The sequence below is a fragment of the Pseudomonas sp. AC083 genome, from assembly GCF_979253165.1.
The window spans coordinates 19,485-34,979 of sequence record NZ_CEEDDH010000021.1 but is presented as its reverse complement, the minus strand read 5'-3'; the positions used below and the strand labels follow the sequence as shown (position 1 = coordinate 34,979).

Here is a 15,495-nt window from a genome sequence, read left to right as displayed (position 1 = left end):
ACATTTGCTGGTGATTTATTCAGGGTTTGTACTGTCAGACGACGGTACTTTTGCGTTAAAGCTTTGAAACCACGAAAAACAGTTGTCTGGCCGGATTGGCAACCTGAGGAGTAAGCACTAGAGTATGCGCGCGCAAAACGGGCTTGAGCCGTTCGCACATCGTTGTCGCGTTTATTACGAGGACACCGATGCGGGCGGCATCGTGTATTACGTTAATTACCTCAAGTTTATGGAACGGGCTCGAACCGAGCGGCTGCGGGAACTGGGCTTTGCCCAATCTGTGCTTGCCGGAGAGGACCTGTTGTTCGTCGTGCATTCCAGCGAAGCGCGCTACCACGCGCCGGCGCGACTGGACGACGAATTGCTGGTAAGCGCTGATGTAATCGAATTGAACCGTGCCAGCCTGCGCTTCAAACAGCAGGTCAGGCGGGCCACGGATAATGTGCTGCTCTGCGAAGGGCAGTTTTTGGTGGCCTGCGTGCGCACCGACAGTTTGAAACCCCGGGCCCTTCCCGAAGACCTGCGTGCGGCCTTCGCCGACGCGGTCGGCCCGGGTACACACTCAAAGCAGGAGATAAAGCGTGGAAGCTAACGTCGTCGACCATTCCTCCATGTGGAGCCTGGTCAGCAATGCCAGCATCGTGGTGCAGTTGGTAATGTTGACCCTGGTGGCCGCATCGGTGACCTCATGGATCATGATCTTTCAGCGCAGCAATTTGCTGCGCGCCGGTCGACGCGCCCTGGAGAGCTTCGAAGAGCGCTTCTGGTCGGGTATCGACCTGTCCAAACTGTACCGTCAGGCTGGCAGCAACCCTGATCCGGATTCGGGCGTGGAGCAGATCTTCCGTGCCGGCTTCAAGGAATTCTCCCGTCTGCGTCAGCAGCCAGGGGTCGATCCAGAGGCGGTGATGGAAGGTGTCGCCCGTGCCATGCGCGTGGCCATCTCGCGCGAAGAAGAGAAACTCGAGCAGAGCCTGCCGTTCCTCGCCACTGTTGGTTCGGTCAGCCCGTACATCGGTCTGTTCGGTACCGTTTGGGGGATCATGAACTCCTTCCGCGGTCTGGCCAGCGCTCAGCAAGCGACCCTCGCCACCGTTGCTCCGGGTATCGCCGAAGCCCTGATCGCCACCGCGATCGGCCTGTTCGCTGCGATCCCGGCGGTCATCGCTTACAACCGTTTTGCTGCGCGCAGCGAAACCTTGCTGGGCCGCTACTACACCTTCGCCGATGAATTCCAGGCGATCCTGCACCGCAAAGTGCACACCAGCGAAGAATAAGCAGGTATTTCCCGATGGCTTTAATCGCTCGAGCTCGCAAAAAGCGCAAGCCGGTCGCCGAGATGAACGTGGTGCCCTACATCGACGTGATGTTGGTGCTGCTGGTCATCTTCATGGTGACCGCGCCGATGCTCAATCAGGGCGTGAAAGTTGATCTGCCCAAGGTTTCCAGCGAAGCCTTGCCGCAGGACAACAACACCCAGGTCCTGACCATTTCGATCAAGGCTGACAAGACCTACTACTGGAACCTTGGCAGCGAAGTCGACACCGAGAAGCAACAGGACAGGGCCATGACCCTGCCACAGATGACTGACGCGGTGACCAAGATCATCCGCGCCGGCACCGAGGGCGGCAAACGCACCCAGGTATTCATTCGTGGTGACAAGACTGTCGACTACGGCGCCGTCATGGGTGCCATGGGCGGGTTGCAGAAAGCCGGGGTCGGTAACGTTGGTCTGATTACCGAGGCCCCCTGATGCAGCAACAGCGAGAGCCGTCCGCCTCGGAAAGCTACTTCTGGCCTAGTGTTCTGGCAATCGTCCTGCACGTGCTGGTGTTCGGCATGCTGTTCGTCAGTTTTGCCTTCACGCCCGAACTGCCGCCGGCCAAGCCGATCGTCCAGGCGACTCTGTACCAGCTGAAATCGAAAAGTCAGGCGACCACCCAGACCAATCAGAAGATTGCGGGTGAGGCGAAGAAATCCGCCGCGCGCCAGACCGAAGTCGAACAGATGGAACAGAAAAAGATCGAGCAGGAAGCGGTGAAGGCGGCGGAACAAAAGAAAGAGGAAGCGGCTCAAAAGGCCGAGGAAGCCAAGAAGGCCGACGAGGCGAAGAAAGCGGACGAAGCGAAAAAGGCTGATGAAGCCAAGAAAGCCGACGACGCGAAAAAAGCCGAAGCGAAAAAGGCCGAAGAGAAACAATTGGCTGATATAGCCAAGAAGAAGGCCGAAGACGAAGCGAAGAAGGCTGCTGAGGAAGAGGCGAAGAAAGCCGCTGCCGAAGAAGCCAAGAAGAAGATCGTCGAAGACGCGAAGAAGAAAGCCGCCGAAGACGCCAAGAAGAAAGCTGAAGCTGAAGAGGCGAAGAAGAAAGTCGCCGAAGACGCGAAGAAGAAAGCTGCTGCCGATGCTGCGAAGAAGAAAGCGCAGGAAGCGGCACGCAAATCTGCCGAAGACAAAAAGGCCCAGGCCCTGGCAGATCTGCTTTCCGACACGCCGCAGCGTCAGCAGGCCCTGGCCGATGAGCAGGGTGACGAGGTTGCCGGCAGTTTCGATGACCTGATTCGCGCTCGCGCAGCAGAAGGCTGGGCTCGTCCTCCTTCGGCGCGCAAAGGCATGACGGTCGTGCTGCAAATCGGCATGTTGCCGGACGGTACGGTGACCTCGGTCAGCGTGGCCAAGTCCAGCGGTGACGGTCCGTTCGATGCTTCGGCAGTCGCGGCAGTGAAGAATATTGGACGTTTGACAGAAATGCAGGGAATGAAGCCGAGCGATTTCGCTCCGTATCGTTCATTCAAGATGACATTCACACCTGAGGATCTAGCCTTGTGAGAAACCTTCTTCGAGGAATGCTGGTCGTGATCTGCTGCATGGCAGGGATCGCGGCGGCAGATGAAAAGAACATTCTGGTCACCAGCGGCAGCGATCGGGCTACTCCGATCGCCGTCGTACCGTTCGGCATGCAGGGCGGCGCCGTGCTGCCGGATGACATGGCTGAAATCATTGGCAACGACTTGCGCAACTCGGGCTATTACTCGCCGATTCCGAAAGCCAACATGATCAGCCAGCCAAGCCAGCCGAGCGAAATCATCTTCCGTGACTGGAAGGCGGTGGGTGCTCAGTACATGATGGTCGGCAGCATCGCTCCAGCGGGCGGTCGCCTGCAGGTGCAGTGGGCACTGTTCAACGTCGCCACCGAACAGAAAGTGGCGGACGGCAGTGTCTCCGGTACGACCGACCAGATCCGTGACATGGCGCACTTCATTTCCGATCAGTCGTTCCAGAAGCTGACCGGCATTGAAGGTGCCTTCTCGACGCGTCTGCTTTACGTAACGGCCGAGCGCTTTTCCGAGAAGAACACCCGTTACACCCTGCAACGCTCCGACTATGACGGCGCACGCGCAGTGACTCTGCTGCAATCGCGCGAGCCGATTCTGTCGCCGCGTTTTGCACCGGATGGCAAGCGTATCGCCTACGTGTCGTTCGAGCAGAAGCGTCCGCGTATCTTCATGCAGAACATCGACACCGGTCGCCGTGAGCAGATCACCAACTTCGAAGGCCTCAACGGCGCGCCAGCCTGGTCGCCGGACGGCAATCGCCTGGCGTTCGTGCTGTCGAAAGACGGTAACCCGGACATCTACGTAATGAACCTCGGTTCGCGTCAGATCAGCCGCGTAACCAACGGCCAGGGCATCAATACCGAACCGTTCTGGGGCAAGGATGGCTCGACCATCTATTTCACCTCGGACCGTGGCGGCAAGCCGCAAATCTATAAAACCAGCGTCGGTGGCGGTGGTGCCGAGCGTGTGACGTTCGTGGGCAACTACAACGCCAACCCGAAACTGTCGGCTGATGAAAAGACTTTGGTGATGATCCATCGTCAGGATGGCTTCACCAATTTCAAGGTGGCAGCTCAGGATCTGCAGCGGGGTAGTGTAAAGATCCTCACTGATAGCACTCTGGACGAGTCACCTACTGTTGCGCCCAACGGCACCATGGTAATCTACGCCACCCGCCAACAGGGCCGGGGAGTCTTGATGCTCGTGTCCATTAATGGGCGCGTGAGGCTCCCGCTTCCTACCGCTCAAGGCGAAGTCAGAGAACCGTCCTGGTCCCCTTACCTGAAGTGAGCGGGCGCTACACGTTTTACTTAACACACTGGGGTTCATTAGGAGTTTCACGATGGAAATGCTGAAGTTTGGTAAATTTGCTGCGCTGGCTCTGGCCATGGCTGTAGCTGTAGGTTGCTCGTCCAAAGGCGGCGACAACGCCGGTGAAGGCGCTGTTGATCCAAACGCTGGTTACGGCGCAAACACTGGTGCCGTTGACGGTTCCCTGAGCGAAGAAGCTGCTCTGCGCGCAATCACCACCTTCTACTTCGAATACGACAGCTCGGACCTGAAGCCAGAAGCCATGCGCGCTCTGGACGTTCACGCCAAAGACCTGAAAGCAAACGGCGCTCGCGTTGTTCTGGAAGGCAACACCGACGAACGTGGTACTCGTGAGTACAACATGGCACTGGGCGAGCGTCGTGCGAAAGCCGTTCAGCGCTACCTGGTACTGCAAGGTGTTTCCCCAGCTCAGCTGGAACTGGTTTCCTACGGCGAAGAGCGTCCAGTTGCTACCGGCAACGACGAGCAGTCCTGGGCCCAGAACCGTCGCGTCGAACTGCGTAAGTAATTCGATATGCGAACGTGCCGTCGTGCTGTAACTGTTCTGGCTCTCAGCCTCGCGCCGCTTGCGGCGTGGGCTGCGGTTCCTGTGGTCGATGACAACTCCGGTTATAACAATAGCGGGAGCAGTTATCCGCCTGCGGGTTACGGTACGAACGGCGCCTATGCCGGGGGAGCGGCTTCGGCCCCTGCCTCGGCACAAGGCATGCTGTTCAACCAATTGCAACAGATGCAGGATCAGATCTCGCGCCAACAGGGCGTGATCGAAGAACTGCAGAATCAGGTTTCGCGCATGAAGCAGGAATCCCTGGAGCGATACCAGGATCTTGATCGGCGCATAGGATCCGGCGTTGCACCAGCCGCGACTCCCGAGAATTCTTCTGCCGGTGGCGATGCAAGTGCTGCTGCCGGTGCTGCCGCAGGCGCGGGTGCTGCTGCGGCAGCCCAGGCACCTGCCGCGGGTAGCGAACCGGCTGATCCGGCCAAGGAAAAGCTGTATTACGATGCCGCTTTCGACCTGATCAAAGCCAAGGATTTCGACAAGGCCAGCCAGGCCTTCGCCGCTTTCCTGCGCAAATACCCCAACAGCCAGTACGCGGGCAACGCTCAGTACTGGTTGGGCGAAGTGAACCTGGCCAAGGGTGATCTGCAAGGTGCAGGTCAGGCCTTTGCCAAGGTTTCGCAGCTGTATCCCAAGCACAACAAAGTGCCGGACTCGCTGTACAAGCTGGCTGACGTAGAGCGCCGCCTCGGTCACACCGACAAGGTCAAAGGCATTCTGCAGCAGGTGGTGTCGCAATATCCGGGCACTTCCGCCGCGCAGCTGGCCCAGCGTGATTTACAGCGCATGTAAGCCTGTTCATCCGTGTTTTGAAGAAACCCGCGCTTGTCGCGGGTTTTTTCGTTAGAATTCACGCCCTTTTTCTGAAACACGCTTCTTGTGGTCTACGCGTTGGCGGGATTGCCTGAAGTGCCTGACGGAGGCGGACAGCCTGTTTAGCTGTTACGCCCGTGGCGACTATGCAAGACACATTGAGAATTACCGAAGTTTTCTACTCGTTGCAGGGTGAAACTCGGACTGCCGGGCTGCCCACGGTTTTCGTGCGCCTGACCGGTTGCCCGTTGCGTTGCCAGTACTGCGACAGCGCTTACGCGTTCAGCGGCGGCACCGTCCGCACCCTCGACGACATCCTTGAGCAAGTGGCCGGATATCGTCCGCGCTACGTTTGTGTCACCGGCGGTGAGCCGTTGGCTCAGCCGAACGCCATTCCTTTGCTTGAGCGGTTGTGTGATGCCGGTTACGAGGTCTCGCTGGAAACCAGCGGCGCCCTCGACGTATCCGCTGTCGATCCGCGTGTCAGTCGCGTCGTCGATCTGAAAACGCCGGGCTCGAAAGAAGCCCATCGCAACCGATACGAGAACATCGAACTGCTGACCCGCAACGATCAGGTGAAGTTTGTCATCTGCTCGCGGGAAGACTACGACTGGGCGGTTTCCAAGCTGATCCAGTACGGTCTCGACCAGCGCGCCGGCGAAGTACTGTTTTCGCCGAGTCACCACGACCTGAATGCTCGGGAACTGGCGGACTGGGTGGTGGCGGACAACCTGCCGGTACGCCTGCAATTGCAGCTGCATAAATATCTTTGGAACGACGAGCCGGGGCGCTGAGATGACTGAACAACTGAACACTACTCAAAAACGTGCGGTGATCCTGTTGTCCGGCGGCCTCGACTCGGCCACCGTGGTGGCGATGGCACGCGCCGAAGGCTACGCCTGCTACACCATGAGCTTCGATTACGGCCAGCGCTCGCATGCCGAATTGCACGCCGCCGCCCGCGTTGCTCGCGACCTGGGTGTGGTCGAGCACAAGGTCATCGGGCTGAACCTCAATGGCATGGGCGGCTCGGCGCTGACCGACACCAGCATCGACATTCCGGAAGAGCTGGGCGAAGGCATTCCGGTGACTTACGTGCCGGCGCGTAACACGGTTTTCCTGTCGTTGGCATTGGGTTGGGCCGAAGTGCTCGGCGCGCGCGATATTTTCATCGGCGTCAACGCAGTGGATTATTCCGGCTACCCGGACTGCCGTCCCGAGTTCATCGAGTCGTTCGAGCGCATGGCCAACCTGGCAACCAAGGCCGGCGTGGAAGGCAACGGCTTCCGCATTCAGGCGCCACTGCAAAATCTCAGCAAGGCGCAGATCGTCCAGGCTGGCGTGAAGCTGGGCGTGGATTATGGCCTGACGGTTTCCTGCTATCAGGCAGACGATGACGGCCGCGCTTGCGGCAAATGCGACAGCTGCCGCCTGCGTGCGGAAGGCTTCGCGGCAGCTGGTGTGGAGGATCCAACCCCTTATTTTTGATCTTTTTCAAAAAAGGTGTTGAATAGTCCTTAAAAATCAGTATTATACGCGCCACCACACAGCGGGTCGTTAGCTCAGTTGGTAGAGCAGTTGGCTTTTAACCAATTGGTCGTAGGTTCGAATCCCACACGACCCACCATATTTGGCGGTTTAGAAAATCCGGAAGGCCCACGAAAGTGAGGATTTCCGGGTTTTTTTTTGCCTGCAATTCAGGCGTTCGATGTTTCAGCGCGGCCACACCTGACGCAGGTCAGAATCATCTTTTGTATCAACGGGATATTCTGTAGCCTTGCGCAGCTTCAACGCTGTCCCGTGCCTGATGATACTCACTCTCCCGGCGGTACCCTCTAGTGGTCCGGAGCCGGGTGTATACTCGACTTTCGCGCGAATGCGCCTGCAGGTCTTGCGAACATGACGCAGATTTCCGAACGCCTTCTGGTTCAAGCCCACCTCGACGCCAAGCAGCCTAAACCGCTGACGGCAGAAGAGGAGGCTTATTACCGTTCCGCCATCGCCGCCGAGCTCAAGGCTCAGGACGCGGTGCTGGTCGCCCACTTTTATTGCGATCCGGTGATTCAGGCCCTGGCCGAAGAAACCGGCGGCTGTGTTTCCGACTCCCTGGAAATGGCCCGCTTCGGCAACGCCCATCCGGCCAAGACCGTGGTGGTCGCCGGCGTCAAGTTCATGGGCGAGACGGCAAAAATTCTCAACCCGGAAAAGCGCGTGCTGATGCCAACCCTGGAGGCGACCTGCTCGCTGGACCTGGGTTGCCCGGTCGATGAGTTCTCGGTGTTCTGCGACCAGCACCCGGAACGTACCGTGGTGGTGTATGCCAACACTTCCGCCGCGGTGAAGGCTCGGGCTGACTGGGTGGTGACTTCGAGCTGCGCACTGGAAATCGTCGAAAGCCTGATGGACAACGGCGAGACGATCATCTGGGGCCCGGACAAGCACCTGGGCACTTACATTCAGCGCAAGACCGGTGCCGACATGCTGCTTTGGGACGGTGCCTGCATCGTCCACGAAGAGTTCAAGTCCAAGCAGCTCGAAGACATGAAAGCGCTGTACCCGGACGCAGCGATTCTGGTGCATCCGGAGTCGCCGACTTCGGTGATCGAACTGGCGGATGCCGTCGGTTCTACCAGTCAGTTGATCGCCGCCGCGCAAAGCCTGCCAAACAAGACCCTGATCGTCGCCACCGACCGTGGCATCTTCTACAAGATGCAGCAGCTGTGCCCGGACAAAGTCTTCATCGAAGCGCCTACCGCCGGTAACGGCGCGGCTTGTCGCAGTTGCGCACATTGCCCGTGGATGGCCATGAACACCCTTGAGCGCACGCTCAAGAGCTTGAAAGAAGGCACCAACGAGATCTTTGTCGATCCGGCGCTGATTCCTCAAGCGATCCGCCCATTGAAGCGCATGCTGGACTTCACCCAGGCAGCGCGGATGAAGCTGGCCGGTAACGCCTGACTACCCTTTGTAGTAGAGAGCCCTGTGGTGAGGGGATTTATCCCCGTTGGGTGGCGAAGCCGCCCTAAATCAAACACCGCGGCATATCAGGGATACCGCGTGTGCTTCTTTACGACTGCTACGCAGCCGGACGGGGATAAATCCCCTCGCCACAGGGGGGACTCTTGAGTATGGAAATTATTTGCTCTTCTTCGGGATCCGCACCACACGGGTATCCGAATAGATGTCATGCCAAGTGCGTTTCTGCTTGTCGAACAGCGACCAGAAGAACCCCAGCCCGACACACAACCACGACGCGATCGACACCATAAAGCGCAACAGCGCCTGCCACAGGCTGATGGCCGTGCCGTTGGCGTTCTGCACGCGGATCCCCCACACCTGCATGCCCAGTGTCTGCCCGCCGTGGGTCCAGAACTTGGCGAAGAAGCCGAACAATACCAACAGCAGCACTGTGGAATACAGCGGATCACCATCGAGCTGGCCGGCGTCGGTCATCACCCGCAGGCGTTCTTCGCCAATGATCGCCGCCTGGATCAACTTGTAGATGAAGCCGGTGACGATCAGCAGGGCGGTGCACAGCAGGAAGTCGTAGAACATTGCCGCCAGACGACGACCGAGAGCAACGGGGGGAAAGTCCCCTTGCGGCGTGAGCAGGTGTTTCGACATGGCAGCCTCGGGACGCGAATGGAAGCGCCATTTTACGGATTAGCGCGCACAAAAAAGCCCCTGATATCAATATCAGGGGCTTTTTCGTATCAGAAGATCAGGCTTCTGCTTGTACTTCGTCAGCCTGCATGCCTTTCTGGCCTTGCACAGCAACGAAAGTCACTTTCTGGCCTTCTTTCAGGCTCTTGAAGCCGTTGCCCTGAATGGCGCGGAAATGTACGAACAGATCCGGACCGCTTTCTGGAGTGATAAAACCAAAACCTTTCTCGTCGTTAAACCACTTGACGGTACCGCTCTGACGTGTGGACATTTCTTATTTCCTTTGACGCATAAATTGATGACAGCCCCTTTCACATGAAAGAGTACTGGAGCTGGTTGCAAGGAGTAAGAAGACGTCGAGCGGGATGTAGCTAACTTGTAGGCTACTGCCCAGGTCACGATTCCAAGCTGACCCATGCAAACACAGTGGACAAACTCTACGCCAACTACGGGAGAAAAAACAAGCCCTGCGAAGGCCCCGGTTTTACTGCTCTTCATGGCATTTCGTCAGCAAACTAGTTCAGTCTTAGACGATTGTCTGGTTCTATTTTCAGCAAGCGTTATAAGCAACGTTCATATTCGAAACGGATGTTAAAAAACGCACTGTTTTATGGCGATTGCGTTACACATTAGTGCACGTTTAACGCAATCGCGTTACTTATAGAAACAGTCGATCAACCGCGATAGTAGCGTTGTGGAACAAATGGCATTTTGCTTACAAGCATTTGCACCTTTTTCCCACGGACGATGGCCCACACAGGTGTATCGAGCGCGACGTAAGCGGTGTCAAGGTATCCCATCGCCAATGGCCCGCCCAAGGTCGGACCAAAGCCGCCGCTGCAGACGCTGCCGATGATCTCGCCGGCCTCGTTGACGATTTCTGCGCCTTCACGCACCGGGGTGCGCTCCTGCGGCAGCAGGCCGACGCGTTTGCGTGACACGCCATTTTGTTGCTGCGCGAAAATTTGCTCGGCGCCCGGGAAGCCCCCGGCCCGTGCGCCATCGGCGCGGCGTGGCTTGGAGATCGCCCACAGGAGGCTGGCTTCGATCGGTGTGGTCTCGGTGTTCATGTCATGGCCGTACAGGCACAGGCCGGCTTCCAGACGCAGCGAGTCGCGGGCGCCAAGGCCGATGGCCTGGACCTCTGGCTCGGCTAGCAGGGCACGGGCTAGTTTCTCCGCTTCAGCGGCCGGTACCGAGATTTCGAAACCGTCTTCACCGGTGTAGCCCGAACGGCTGACAAAGCAGTCCACGCCCAGCAACGACACGCGGTTGAACTGCATGAACGTCATCTTCGCCACGTCCGGCGCAAGACGCGCCAGCACGGTGACGGCTGCCGGACCTTGCAGGGCGAGCAGGGCGCGCTCTTCGAACAGCGCCGTAATGGTGCACTGATCGCCGATGTGTTTTTGCAGATGCGCGAGATCCTGATCCTTGCACGCGGCGTTGACCACCAGGAACAGCTCGTCATTGCCCAGATTCGCGACCATCAGGTCATCGAGAATGCCACCGCTTTCGTTGGTGAACATCGCATAACGCTGCATGCCCACCGGCAGGTCGATGATGTCCACCGGCACCAGGGTTTCCAGGGCTTTGGCCGCATTGGCGCCGGTCAGACGAATCTGGCCCATGTGCGAAACGTCGAACAACCCGGCTTGCTCACGGGTGTGCTGGTGTTCTTTCATCACGCCGAGCGGGTATTGCACGGGCATGTCGTAGCCGGCGAACGGCACCATGCGTGCGCCGAGTTCGAGGTGCAGTGCGTGTAGCGGGGTTTTCGACAGGTGTTCGGTGGTCATGCGGGACTCCTTGATTCATACCAATCCTCTCCCGCAGGGAGAGGGGGCTAATTAGCATTCGATAATGTTGACCGCCAGGCCGCCGCGGGCGGTTTCCTTGTATTTGCTTTTCATGTCGGCGCCGGTCTGGCGCATGGTGCGGATGACTTTGTCGAGGGAGACGAAATGCTGACCGTCACCACGCATGGCCATGCGCACGGCGTTGATGGCTTTCACCGAGCCCATCGCGTTGCGCTCGATACAGGGCACCTGCACCAGACCGCCGATCGGGTCGCAGGTCAGGCCGAGGTTGTGTTCCATGCCGATTTCCGCGGCGTTCTCGACTTGCTGCACGCTGCCTCCGAGCACTTCGCACAGAGCACCGGCCGCCATCGAACAGGCCACGCCGACTTCACCCTGACAACCGACTTCGGCGCCGGAGATCGAAGCGTTTTCCTTGTAGAGAATGCCGATTGCGGCAGCGGTCAGCAGAAAGCGCACGACGCCGTCGTCATTCGCCCCGGGGATAAAACGCATGTAGTAATGCAGCACCGCCGGAATGATGCCCGCCGCGCCATTGGTGGGCGCAGTAACCACGCGCCCGCCGTTGGCGTTTTCTTCGTTGACCGCCAACGCATAAAGATTGACCCAGTCGAGCACCGACAGCGGATCGCGCAGCGCCGATTCCGGGTTCTTGCACAATTGCCGATGCAGCGCCGCCGCCCGGCGTTTGACCTTCAAGCCGCCCGGCAAAATGCCTTCGTTACGACAGCCGGCAGCGACGCAGTCCTGCATCACCTGCCAGATTTTCAGCAGGCCGGCACGGGTTTCCGCTTCAGGGCGCCAGGCGCTCTCGTTGGTCAGCATCACCTGACTGATCGACAGGCCATAGGTAGCGCAATGACCGAGCAAATCCTTGGCACTTTTGAAGGGGAAGGTCAGTGGCGTGGCGTCTTCGACGATGCGATCGGCACCGGCCGCATCTTCATCGACAACGAAACCACCGCCGACCGAGTAGTACTCGCGACTGCGGATCTGAATCCCCGCTGCGTCGAAGGCGCGAAAGATCATGCCGTTGGGGTGATAGGCCAACGGTTTGCGGATCATCGCCAGATGGTCTTTCTCGTTGAACGCGATGTTGTGTTCACCGAGCAGATTCAGTCGGCCATTGCCGCGAATTTCTTGCAGGCGCGCGGCGACGGTTTCGGTGTCGACAGTGTCCGGATGTTCGCCTTCGAGGCCGAGCAGCACGGCTTTGTCGCTGCCGTGTCCTTTACCGGTAGCGCCGAGCGAACCGTACAGCTCGACACGCACGCTGGCGGTGCTGGTCAGCAGGTTTTCCCGGCGCAGCCCTTCGGCGAAACGCGCAGCAGCACGCATCGGGCCGACGGTGTGGGAACTGGAGGGGCCGATGCCAATCTTGAACAGGTCGAACACGCTTAACGACATGAGTGGTTCTCCGGTTTCTTGTTATGGGGATTGGCGCAGTTTGACATCGGTGCAGATCCCTTGTGGGAGCGAGCCTGCTCGCGAAAGCGTCGGATCAGCCAACATTTACGCTGGCTGAAATGGCGCCTTCGCGAGCAGGCTCGCTCCCACAGGGGGATCTAGGGTGTTGCTGAAATCGGGGCCGATATTCAGCCCCTCATTCCATTAAGCGTAGCTTTCGATCGACGGGCAGGCGCACACCAGGTTGCGATCGCCGAAGACGTTGTCGACCCGGCCGACCGGCGGCCAGTATTTGCCTTCGATCAGCGACGCGACCGGGTACACCGCTTGCTCGCGGCTGTACGGGTGCGTCCATTCGCCAACCAGTTCCGCTGCGGTGTGCGGGGCGTTTTTCAGTGGGTTGTCTTCCTTGTCCAGGGTGCCGTTTTCCACTGCGCGAATTTCTTCGCGGATGCGGATCATCGCGTCGCAGAAGCGGTCCAGTTCTTCCTTGGATTCGCTTTCGGTCGGCTCGATCATCAGCGTGCCGGCGACCGGAAACGACATGGTCGGCGCGTGGAAACCGAAGTCGATCAGGCGTTTGGCGACGTCATCGACGCTGATGCCGCTGCTGTCTTTCAATGGACGCAGATCAAGAATGCACTCGTGCGCCACCAGGCCGTTGCTGCCGGTGTAGAGCACTGGGTAATGCTCTTCGAGGCGACGGGAAATGTAGTTGGCATTGAGGATCGCCAGTTGCGAAGCGCGCTTCAGACCAGCGCCGCCCATCATGCGAATGTACATCCAGGTGATCGGCAGAATGCTTGCGCTGCCGAACGGCGCCGCGCAGACCGCGCCTTCCTTGCGTTCCATCTGGCCGTGGCCCGGCAGGAACGGGGTCAGGTGCGATTTGACGCCGATCGGGCCGACGCCCGGGCCGCCACCGCCGTGCGGGATGCAGAAGGTTTTGTGCAGGTTCAGGTGCGAAACGTCGCCGCCGAACTTGCCCGGTGCGCAGAGGCCGACCATGGCGTTCATGTTGGCGCCGTCGATGTACACCTGGCCGCCGTTGTCGTGAATGATCGCGCAGATTTCGCGAATGCCTTCTTCGAACACGCCGTGGGTCGACGGGTAGGTGATCATCAGCGCGGCGAGGTGTTCGCGGTGCTCGATCGCTTTGGCGCGCAGGTCTTCAATGTCGACGTTGCCACGGGCATCGCATGCGGTGACGACAACGCGCATGCCAGCCATTTGCGCGGTGGCCGGGTTGGTGCCGTGAGCCGACGACGGGATCAGGCAGATGTCGCGGCGCTCATCGCCACGGCTCTGGTGGTAGGCGCGGATTGCCAGGAGACCTGCGTATTCACCTTGTGAGCCGGCGTTCGGTTGCAGCGAGATCGAGTCGTAACCGGTGGCGGCGCAGAGCATCGCTTCCAGCTCGTCGGTCAGTTGCTGGTAACCGGCGCTTTGTGCGGCCGGGGCGAACGGGTGCAGTGCACCGAATTCGGCCCAGGTCACCGGGATCATTTCGCTGGCGGCGTTGAGTTTCATGGTGCACGAGCCCAGCGGGATCATGGTGCGATCGAGTGCCAGGTCCTTGTCCGCCAGTTTGCGCAGGTAGCGCATCAGCTCGGTTTCCGAGTGATAACGGTTGAACACCGGGTGGCTGAGGATCGGCGACTGGCGCACCAGCTCAGCAGGAATGGTGCTCTGCACCGAGGCGGCCAGCGCAGCGAAGTCCGGCAGGGTCTTGCCGTCGGCGAACAGGCCCCACAGGGTTTCGATATCAGCCTGAGTGGTGGTTTCGTCGACCGACAGGCCCAGACGTTCAGCGTCGATCACACGCAGGTTGATCTGCTGAGCATGCGCCTTGTCGTGCAGCGCGGCGGTGTGTGCGCCGGTAGCAACGGTCAGGGTGTCGAAGAAGTTTGCCTGCTCGACTTGAGCGCCCAGCGCGGTCAGGCCCTTGGCCAGAATCGCGGTCAGGTGATGCACGCGGTTGGCGATCTGGGTCAGGCCTTTCGGGCCGTGGTAGACGGCGTACATGCTGGCGATGTTGGCCAGTAGCACCTGGGCGGTGCAGATGTTCGAGGTGGCCTTCTCGCGGCGGATGTGTTGCTCGCGGGTCTGCATCGCCAGACGCAGCGCTGGCTTGCCGAAACGGTCAACCGAGACGCCGACCAGGCGGCCCGGCATGTCGCGCTTGAACGCATCCTTGGTGGAGAAGTAAGCGGCGTGCGGGCCACCGAAGCCCAGCGGCACGCCGAAGCGTTGCGCCGAACCGATGGCGACGTCGGCACCGAATTCGCCCGGTGCGGTCAGCAGCGTCAGGGCCAGCAAATCAGCGGCCACAGCGACCAAAGCGTTGGCGGCGTGGAAGCGCTCGGTCAGCTCGCGGTAGTCGAACACATCACCGTTGCTCGCAGGGTATTGCAGCAGCGCGCCAAAGAACGGCGTGACGTCAGTCAGTTCGCGCTCATCACCCACGACCACGTCAATACCCAGCGGCTCGGCACGGGTGCGCAGCACGTCGAGGGTCTGCGGATGGCTGTGGATCGAGGCGAAGAACTGGTGGCTGCCCTTGTTCTTGCTCAGGCGTTTGCAGAAGGTCATGGCTTCGGCAGCGGCGGTGGCTTCGTCGAGCAAGGAGGCGTTGGCGATCGGCAGGCCGGTGAGGTCGCTGATCATGGTCTGGAAGTTCAGCAGCGCTTCGAGACGGCCCTGGGAAATTTCTGGTTGGTACGGGGTGTAAGCGGTGTACCAGGCCGGATTTTCCAGCAGGTTGCGCAGGATCGGCGACGGCGTGTGGCAGTTGTAGTAGCCCTGGCCGATGTAGGTCTTGAACAGCTGATTCTTGCCGGCGATGGCTTTGATCATCGCCAGGGCGTCGGCCTCGCTGAGGCCGTCGTCCATGCCCAGCACGCTGGTGCCCTTGATGCTTTCCGGGATGACGCTGGCGCTCAGGGCTTCGAGGGAATCGAAGCCGAGGCTGTTGAGCATGGCTTGCTCGTCACCGGCGCGCGGGCCGATGTGACGGGCGATGAATTCGTTGGCGGTACCGAGATTGATGGCGGTCATGGGG

General features: G+C 59.5%; 15 protein-coding genes and 1 tRNA gene. 11 read left to right on the top strand and 5 right to left on the bottom strand.

All coding sequences use genetic code 11. The features are described from left to right. Positions 1-124 precede the first annotated feature (124 nt). The 11 genes from ybgC (at position 125) to nadA (ending at position 8,502) form a co-directional block, all read left to right on the top strand. Positions 125-592 carry a tol-pal system-associated acyl-CoA thioesterase gene (ybgC, locus tag AC0IXA_RS24005; RefSeq protein ID WP_041479792.1) on the top strand — a complete coding sequence of 156 codons (468 nt, stop codon included), beginning with the start codon at positions 125-127 and terminating at the stop codon, positions 590-592. Further along, complete coding sequence (gene tolQ, locus AC0IXA_RS24000; protein WP_008080223.1) at positions 582-1,277, top strand: protein TolQ; 696 nt, start codon at positions 582-584, stop codon at positions 1,275-1,277. Before ybgC ends, tolQ begins: the two co-directional genes overlap by 11 nt. Before the next feature lie 23 nt (positions 1,278-1,300). Next, positions 1,301-1,753 carry a protein TolR gene (tolR, locus tag AC0IXA_RS23995; RefSeq protein WP_160767866.1) on the top strand — a complete coding sequence of 151 codons (453 nt, stop codon included), beginning with the start codon at positions 1,301-1,303 and terminating at the stop codon, positions 1,751-1,753. Beyond that, on the top strand, positions 1,753-2,829 hold the full coding sequence (gene tolA, locus AC0IXA_RS23990; protein WP_016773505.1) for a cell envelope integrity protein TolA: 1,077 nt from the start codon (positions 1,753-1,755) through the stop codon (positions 2,827-2,829). Before tolR ends, tolA begins: the two co-directional genes overlap by 1 nt. A gap of 17 nt (positions 2,830-2,846) precedes the next feature. Continuing rightward, positions 2,847-4,127: a Tol-Pal system beta propeller repeat protein TolB gene (gene tolB, locus AC0IXA_RS23985; RefSeq protein ID WP_016773506.1), complete on the top strand. Its 1,281-nt coding sequence runs from the start codon at positions 2,847-2,849 to the stop codon at positions 4,125-4,127. A 52-nt stretch (positions 4,128-4,179) separates the two neighbouring features. After that, positions 4,180-4,677: a peptidoglycan-associated lipoprotein Pal gene (pal, locus tag AC0IXA_RS23980; protein ID WP_003178634.1), complete on the top strand. Its 498-nt coding sequence runs from the start codon at positions 4,180-4,182 to the stop codon at positions 4,675-4,677. Between the two features lie 6 nt (positions 4,678-4,683). Beyond that, positions 4,684-5,523, top strand: coding sequence for a tol-pal system protein YbgF (gene ybgF, locus AC0IXA_RS23975; protein WP_024014085.1), 840 nt, complete (start codon positions 4,684-4,686; stop codon positions 5,521-5,523). 167 nt (positions 5,524-5,690) lie between these two features. Further along, on the top strand, positions 5,691-6,338 hold the full coding sequence (gene queE / locus AC0IXA_RS23970; RefSeq protein WP_016770671.1) for a 7-carboxy-7-deazaguanine synthase QueE: 648 nt from the start codon (positions 5,691-5,693) through the stop codon (positions 6,336-6,338). Between the two features lies 1 nt (position 6,339). Next, the gene (queC, locus tag AC0IXA_RS23965; RefSeq protein ID WP_471814628.1) at positions 6,340-7,032 is read left to right on the top strand and encodes a 7-cyano-7-deazaguanine synthase QueC; all 693 of its coding nucleotides are present in this window, start codon (positions 6,340-6,342) and stop codon (positions 7,030-7,032) included. Positions 7,033-7,095: 63 nt separating this feature from the next. Then, positions 7,096-7,171: transfer RNA gene (locus tag AC0IXA_RS23960), tRNA-Lys, on the top strand. Positions 7,172-7,443: 272 nt separating this feature from the next. Beyond that, on the top strand, positions 7,444-8,502 hold the full coding sequence (nadA, locus tag AC0IXA_RS23955; protein ID WP_203419237.1) for a quinolinate synthase NadA: 1,059 nt from the start codon (positions 7,444-7,446) through the stop codon (positions 8,500-8,502). Between the two features lie 177 nt (positions 8,503-8,679). On the opposite strand, the gene AC0IXA_RS23950 is transcribed toward nadA, so the two are convergent. The 5 genes from AC0IXA_RS23950 to gcvP form a co-directional block, all read right to left on the bottom strand. Beyond that, the gene (locus AC0IXA_RS23950; protein WP_024014082.1) at positions 8,680-9,168 is read right to left on the bottom strand and encodes an RDD family protein; all 489 of its coding nucleotides are present in this window, start codon (positions 9,166-9,168) and stop codon (positions 8,680-8,682) included. 97 nt (positions 9,169-9,265) lie between these two features. Then, entirely contained in the window at positions 9,266-9,478 is a 213-nt protein-coding gene (locus AC0IXA_RS23945) for a cold-shock protein (protein WP_003227496.1), read from the bottom strand. A 403-nt stretch (positions 9,479-9,881) separates the two neighbouring features. After that, on the bottom strand, positions 9,882-11,006 hold the full coding sequence (gene gcvT, locus AC0IXA_RS23940) for a glycine cleavage system aminomethyltransferase GcvT (RefSeq protein WP_471814627.1): 1,125 nt from the start codon (positions 11,004-11,006) through the stop codon (positions 9,882-9,884). A 51-nt stretch (positions 11,007-11,057) separates the two neighbouring features. After that, on the bottom strand, positions 11,058-12,434 hold the full coding sequence (locus AC0IXA_RS23935) for an L-serine ammonia-lyase (protein WP_125925570.1): 1,377 nt from the start codon (positions 12,432-12,434) through the stop codon (positions 11,058-11,060). Between the two features lie 204 nt (positions 12,435-12,638). After that, positions 12,639-15,491: an aminomethyl-transferring glycine dehydrogenase gene (gene gcvP / locus AC0IXA_RS23930; protein WP_471814626.1), complete on the bottom strand. Its 2,853-nt coding sequence runs from the start codon at positions 15,489-15,491 to the stop codon at positions 12,639-12,641. Between the last annotated feature and the right edge of the window lie 4 nt (positions 15,492-15,495).

Coding starts and splice junctions, on each gene's coding strand:
- ybgC (WP_041479792.1), top strand. CDS start 125: ATGCGCGCGCAAAACGGGCTTGAGCCGTTCGCACATCGTTGTCGCGTT.
- tolA (WP_016773505.1), top strand. CDS start 1,753: ATGCAGCAACAGCGAGAGCCGTCCGCCTCGGAAAGCTACTTCTGGCCT.
- tolB (WP_016773506.1), top strand. CDS start 2,847: ATGCTGGTCGTGATCTGCTGCATGGCAGGGATCGCGGCGGCAGATGAA.
- pal (WP_003178634.1), top strand. CDS start 4,180: ATGGAAATGCTGAAGTTTGGTAAATTTGCTGCGCTGGCTCTGGCCATG.
- ybgF (WP_024014085.1), top strand. CDS start 4,684: ATGCGAACGTGCCGTCGTGCTGTAACTGTTCTGGCTCTCAGCCTCGCG.
- queE (WP_016770671.1), top strand. CDS start 5,691: ATGCAAGACACATTGAGAATTACCGAAGTTTTCTACTCGTTGCAGGGT.
- queC (WP_471814628.1), top strand. CDS start 6,340: ATGACTGAACAACTGAACACTACTCAAAAACGTGCGGTGATCCTGTTG.
- nadA (WP_203419237.1), top strand. CDS start 7,444: ATGACGCAGATTTCCGAACGCCTTCTGGTTCAAGCCCACCTCGACGCC.
- AC0IXA_RS23950 (WP_024014082.1), bottom strand. CDS start 9,168: ATGTCGAAACACCTGCTCACGCCGCAAGGGGACTTTCCCCCCGTTGCT.
- AC0IXA_RS23945 (WP_003227496.1), bottom strand. CDS start 9,478: ATGTCCACACGTCAGAGCGGTACCGTCAAGTGGTTTAACGACGAGAAA.
- gcvT (WP_471814627.1), bottom strand. CDS start 11,006: ATGACCACCGAACACCTGTCGAAAACCCCGCTACACGCACTGCACCTC.
- AC0IXA_RS23935 (WP_125925570.1), bottom strand. CDS start 12,434: ATGTCGTTAAGCGTGTTCGACCTGTTCAAGATTGGCATCGGCCCCTCC.
- gcvP (WP_471814626.1), bottom strand. CDS start 15,491: ATGACCGCCATCAATCTCGGTACCGCCAACGAATTCATCGCCCGTCAC.